Annotated in this window: 3 protein-coding genes; 1 reads left to right on the top strand and 2 read right to left on the bottom strand. The window is 73.0% G+C overall.

Annotated features, from left to right (window positions below; all coding sequences use genetic code 11):
• Positions 1 to 82: 82 nt before the first annotated feature.
• Together FGF04_RS21120 and FGF04_RS21115 are read right to left on the bottom strand one after the other, a co-directional pair.
• Complete coding sequence (locus FGF04_RS21120) at positions 83 to 1,132, bottom strand: phosphatase PAP2 family protein (RefSeq protein ID WP_149512880.1); 1,050 nt, start codon at positions 1,130 to 1,132, stop codon at positions 83 to 85.
• A 237-nt stretch (positions 1,133 to 1,369) separates the two neighbouring features.
• Positions 1,370 to 2,539 (bottom strand): glycosyltransferase family 39 protein, encoded by a 1,170-nt coding sequence (locus tag FGF04_RS21115; RefSeq protein WP_188114164.1) that lies wholly within the window; start codon positions 2,537 to 2,539, stop codon positions 1,370 to 1,372.
• Positions 2,540 to 2,809: 270 nt separating this feature from the next.
• On the opposite strand from FGF04_RS21115, the gene FGF04_RS21110 reads away from it, so the two are divergent.
• The coding region (locus FGF04_RS21110) for an MFS transporter (protein WP_149513748.1) at positions 2,810 to 4,061 on the top strand (1,252 nt) is incomplete at its 3' end.

Genomic DNA, 4,061 nt, shown 5'->3' with positions numbered 1-4,061 from the left:
GCCCCCACCGCCCCGCAGATACGAACGCAGGGGCCGGTGGGGGCTGAGCGCGCAGTTCCCCGCGCCCCTGAAGGGGCTGGGCTCAGGCGCCCGTTACGGGGCGGGGGGACGTGGTGCCACGTGTCACTCGGTCCGACTGCGGCGGTCGGCGGCTGCCGAGCGGCGTCACCGGCGTCCGCTCCGAGCGGGACAGGTGCGGCCCGGGCGCGAGGTGACCCTGCGGCCGGACCGGCCGTGACGTGGCCACCGGCTCCCGTACGACCGGCTCCTGACCCCCGGTCGGATCGCCGGCCGCGGTGACGGCCGCGCCGCCGATCGGCGAGAGCGCACCGGGCACCTCCACCGGCGTGACCGGCACCGGGGCCCGGCCGCGACGCCGGTCGCGCCAGGAGTCGCGCAGGTCGAAGATCATGTCCTCGGCGCGTGCGATCAGCGGCTCGCACCAGGGCAGCGCCAGCAGGATCAGCAGACCGGCGGCCCAGCCGAGCACCACGTCGCTCAGCCAGTGCGTGCCCAGGTACACGGTGGTCAGGCCGACCCCGAGGGAGACCACCGCGGAGAAGGCCGACAGCCAGCGGCGGGCCCGCGGCGTCGAGGCCAGATAGGCGAGGATGCCCCAGGTCACCACGGCGTTGGCGGTGTGGCCCGAAGGAAATATGTCGCCGCCCAGCCACATCTCGTTCGAGCCGACGCTGGTGGCGTAGTGCGGTCCGAGGCGGCCCATGCTCAGCTTGGCGGCGCCCACCGTGAGGTTCAGCAGCAGCAGGGACGCGCCCAGCGTGAGCAGCGGGCGCAGGGTGTGCTGCCGCCAGGAGCGCCAGCCCAGCCAGGCCGCGATCATCACGGCGGTGGGGCCGCGCTGGCCCAGCACCACGTAGTAGTCGAGGAACGCGTGGATCTCCGGCCACTGCTGGTACGGCCGGAAGAACATGACCTGCCAGTCGAGCCGGACCAGCCACGACGTGATCACGACGGCCCACACGATGGCCGCGTAGAAGGCGAGCGTGGACGCGAAGAGGACCACCCGGTGCCGGCTCATCCGGGGCACGTCGATGTGGGCCGGTCGTTCCGGCTCACGGTCCAGCCGGGCGAAGACCCGGTCCAGGCGAGTCAGCTCTCGTTCGGTACGCACCCAATCGACGTTACAGCGAGTGAGCTGTGTTCAAGGGCGAAGCACCGTCTTTGTGATGACGATGTGATGTGGGAAAGCTCTCAGGAGGTGGTTTATCGCCATGGATTAAGGAATCAGCCGTCCGCTCTTCCTTCAATTCGATTGATCATTCCGGAGCGCAGTTTTATGGCCCTTATGAATTCGTTCACCGAATGCTCGCGCGGACGTCTCCCGGCGCTCACCGGCCACCGAGAGTGATCAGGGCGGCCCCGAGCCGTTCAGCCAGAAGGCGCCGTACACCGCCGACGCCACCGCCACACCCCCCAGCACCCACGCCGACCTGGACGTACGCAGCTTCGCGAGGGCCAGGGCGAGCGGCAGCAGAAGGGGGAAGGCGGGCAACAGGAGACGCGGTTTCGAGCCGAAGTAGCTCGACGCGCACAACGCGAGCAGGGTGACGGTCCCCGTGTACACCAGGAGCGGCAGCGGCTGCCGCTGCCGCACACCGGCCGCGTACAGCCGTCCGAGCAGGACGACGCCGACGACCAGTCCGACTCCGGCCAGGGCCGACGGGAACGCCGTGAACTTCCCTGCGACGAACCGGGCGAACGCGTACCCGCCGTCGAAGCCGTTGCGCCAGCCGGCCTGGACGTCGAGGTAGCCCAGCGGACCGCCGCCCGTGCGGTGGCCGACCCACAGGACGTAGCCGGCCGCGCCGAGGGGCGCGACCAGCATCGCCAGGGCGCGCCGCCACCGGGGAGCGCCGTCCCCGGCCGGCGCGCCCCGCTCCCGCACGAAAGAGGCGACGGCCGTCACCCATACGGCGGCGACGACCGCCGCGCCCACCGGGCGGGTCAGCCCGGCCAGCGAGGCGAGCAGGCCCGCGGTGAGCCAGCGGCCGGTCAGCACCGCGTACAGCGACCAGGCCGCGAGCGCGGTGAACAACGACTCGCTGTACGCCATCGACTGCACGATCCCGACGGGCAGCACGGCCCACAGCAGCACGGCGCAGACCCCGGCGCGGGACCCGTACACATGGTCCGCGACCGCGAAGATCCCCCAGGCCGCGGCGAGCGAGGCGACCGCGCTCACCAGCAGGCCCGCCTCGGCGTGGGAGAGAGGGGAGAGCGCCGCCCCCGCCCGCTCCAGCCAGGGCAGCAGGGGGAAGAAGGCGAGGTTCGAGTGCACGTCGCCGTCCGGCAGCCGCACCTCGTAGCCGTACCCCAGCTCGGCGACCCTCGTGTACCAGAGGGAGTCCCAGCGCGCGGAGAGCAGGCGCACCGGGCTCTCGTCCCGGGCGGCGCTCCACACCGCGAGCACCAGCAGGCCCAGCGCGCGCACCGCCGCGTACCCGAGGAGGGCGGGCGCGGCACGGCGCCAGGACGGCCGCGGGCGCGGGGCGGCGACGGGCGTCGCGAGATCGGTCACGGGCCCGATTATCGGGGCGCCCGCGTCCGTGCGGCCCGGCAGGTCCCGGCCGGCGCACCCGCGGCCGGTGCGGGCAGGCGTGGCGCACACCACACGCCTGCAGGAAGAACGTGAGAGGTCCGCCACCCGGCATCGGAGGGAACTCGCGTACTCTGACGTCTCACTCGCCTTTGTTGCGTGGGCCGGGACACCGCTCCCCGAGCCGCAGCCGCAGGGAGTCCCCACCCAGCGGATCCGCCGGACGCGAGGGAACATCTGGGAGGTACGTACATGTCCGGGACGACCACGGCCGCCGCGCGTCGCCGTCGGGAGACCGGGGCCGGTGCAAACCGCTGGGTCGTCCTCGTGGTGCTGTGCGTCAGCCTGCTCCTGGTCGCCGTCGACGCCACGGTGCTCCATGTCGCGGTGCCCGCCGTCACCGAGGACCTCACGCCCGGCGCGATGGAACTGCTCTGGATCGTCGACGTCTACCCGCTCGTCTGCGCCTCGCTGCTCATCCTCTTCGGCACGCTGGGCGACCGCGTCGGCCGCAGACGCGTCCTGCTCCTCGGATACGCCCTCTTCGGCGTCGCCTCCGCCCTCGCGGCCTTCGCCGGCAGCGCGGAGGTGCTGATCGCGGCCCGCGCCCTGCTCGGCGTCGGCGGCGCGATGATCATGCCCGCGACGCTCTCCATCCTGCGGCAGGTCTTCCCCGACCGGCGCGAGCGGGCGCTCGCGATCGGCGTCTGGAGCGCCGTCGCCGCGGTGGGCGCGGCCGTCGGACCGCTGCTCGGCGGGTTCCTCCTCGAACACTTCTGGTGGGGCTCGGTCTTCCTCGTCAACATCCCGCTGATGCTGGTCAGTCTCCCCGTCGGCCGGCTGCTGCTGCCCGAGTCGACGGGTGAGCGCGACGGGCCGTGGGACGTCGTCGGCGCGCTGACCGCCGCGGCCGGTCTCTTCGCCCTCGTCCTCGGGGTGAAGCGGCTCGGCGGCGGCGAGGGCGCGCTGAGCGTCCTCACCGCGGTGCCGCTGCTGGCGGGGGCCGGACTCCTCGTCGCCTTCGTACGGCGCCAGCGGCGCCGGCGCCATCCGCTGGTCGACCTGACGATGTTCGCGCGGCCCGCCTTCAGTACCTCCGTCGGCTGCATCGTGCTGGCGATGCTCGCGCTGGTCGGGCTCGAACTGATCGCCGCGCAGTACCTGCAACTGGTGCTGCGGCTCTCCCCGCTGGAGACCGGGCTGCGGCTGCTGCCGCTGACCGTCGCGGCGATGGCCGCCGGACTGGCCGGGGCGAAGACCCTGCAGCGCTTCGGGCCGCGGACCATGGTCTGCTCCGGGTTCTGCCTCACCGCCGCGGCGGTCGTCACGCTGACGGCGATGGGCTCCGAGGACAACGCCCCGCTGCTGCTGGCCGGGTTCGTGATGCTCGGCTTCGGCCTGGAGATCACGCTCTTCGGCGCGTACGAGTCGATGCTGAGCGAGGCGCCGCAGGACCGGGCGGGCGGGGCGGCGGCCATAGGGGAGACGTCGTACCAGCTCGGGG

The sequence above is a fragment of the Streptomyces apricus genome (assembly GCF_008369065.1).
Taxonomy (GTDB): Bacteria; Actinomycetota; Actinomycetes; order Streptomycetales; family Streptomycetaceae; genus Streptomyces; species Streptomyces apricus.
The sequence above is the reverse complement of the archived record's forward strand: the minus strand, read 5'-3'. Positions and strand labels throughout refer to the sequence as shown.